This is a genomic window from Halobellus sp. Atlit-38R (assembly GCF_003665925.1).
Taxonomy (GTDB): Archaea; Halobacteriota; Halobacteria; order Halobacteriales; family Haloferacaceae; genus Haloquadratum; species Haloquadratum inordinatus.
Genome location: NZ_QXIJ01000283.1, coordinates 1 through 474, shown reverse-complemented (window position 1 = coordinate 474; position 474 = coordinate 1). Strand labels below are relative to the sequence as shown.

Genomic DNA, 474 nt, shown 5'->3' with positions numbered 1-474 from the left:
TCTACGGCTCACTACTATATGAAATTTATAAATAAATGACACAGTAGTTAAAAATGACAAATCACTGGTCGTCATCGTTGTGTCCTTCAGATTCGACGGTTTGGGTGTCTTCTTCACCGTCACCAACGCTTGGATGAGGCCGATCCGGCTGTGCGTCGCTCCACGCTTTTGCTTCCTCTTCGCTCTCGATGATCGATCCAACCGACTCGTTGAGCGTGGAGAATACCTTTGAGAACCGGGTCGCTTCGACGAGTCGATGGTGATCGTCTGTGATCGCCCAATGATTTTTGCGGTGGCGAACGAGACCGCGATCTTTCAACCGACTCAAGTTCGTTCCCACGGTGTTCGGATCACGGTTGATTTCGTCTGCGATCTCGCGGCGTTTCCACGCTCGATCCCTGTTCTCGAGGAGGAACTTCACAACTGCCTCGCTAGTGGATAGTCCCTCCTCCCCGTTCCCCGCTGCTTCAAACT

Annotated in this window: 1 protein-coding gene; it reads right to left on the bottom strand. The window is 51.9% G+C overall.

Features of this window, described 5'->3' with window-relative positions; all coding sequences use genetic code 11:
- Positions 1 to 61: 61 nt before the first annotated feature.
- Positions 62 to 474, bottom strand: a 413-nt coding sequence (locus D3D02_RS19395; protein ID WP_121571383.1) for a hypothetical protein, incomplete at its 5' end; no start/stop codon positions are given.